The following is a 532-nucleotide window of genomic DNA, read 5'->3' as shown; positions in this document are numbered from 1 at the left end:
GGAGTGGGCTCAGCTCAAGCGTGAGGCGTCCGGTGAAGCCGGGATGAGTCTGGCATCTGCCGATAACAAGCCGGGGTGGGAACAGGGTGGCGGATCGGGTGGGGTGAAGTCCAGTAAGAATGCCTGGAGCGCAGCCGGACGGAGTGTGGGAAAGCTTCGGGGGGACATCAAGACGGCGTTGACGAAGCTGGAGGAGGAGCAGACCGGTCTGGGCGCGGGCAGTAAGAGTGGGGGTGGCATCGAGAGCGCGGCGGCCCAGCGGGAGCTCTGCGCTTCCTGGAAGCGCTATCTGAACGGTGTGAGTGGAAAGTGCGGCACGCTTCAGGATCGGCTGGAGAAGGCCGGGGATCATCATTACAGGAACGATGAGGCGATCAAGTCCGCGTTTGATGGGATAGACGCGCTGTACAAGGACACGAAGCCGGTCGGTGGCGAGAGCCGGGGCCGGTGACGGGCCGATGGATTACGCGACGCTCACGTCTCTCAAGCCGTCGGAGTTCGAGGACGCCGCGGGGGGCTATAGGACTGTCGG

General features: G+C 64.1%; 1 protein-coding gene. It reads left to right on the top strand.

Annotated elements, in window-relative coordinates; all coding sequences use genetic code 11:
- The coding region (locus tag AXW62_RS39815; protein WP_060948565.1) for a hypothetical protein at positions 1-451 on the top strand (451 nt) is incomplete at its 5' end.
- Between the last annotated feature and the right edge of the window lie 81 nt (positions 452-532).

The sequence above is a fragment of the Streptomyces hygroscopicus subsp. hygroscopicus genome (assembly GCF_001553455.1).
GTDB lineage: Bacteria > Actinomycetota > Actinomycetes > Streptomycetales > Streptomycetaceae > Streptomyces > Streptomyces hygroscopicus.
This window is presented reverse-complemented; position numbering and strand designations above follow the sequence as displayed.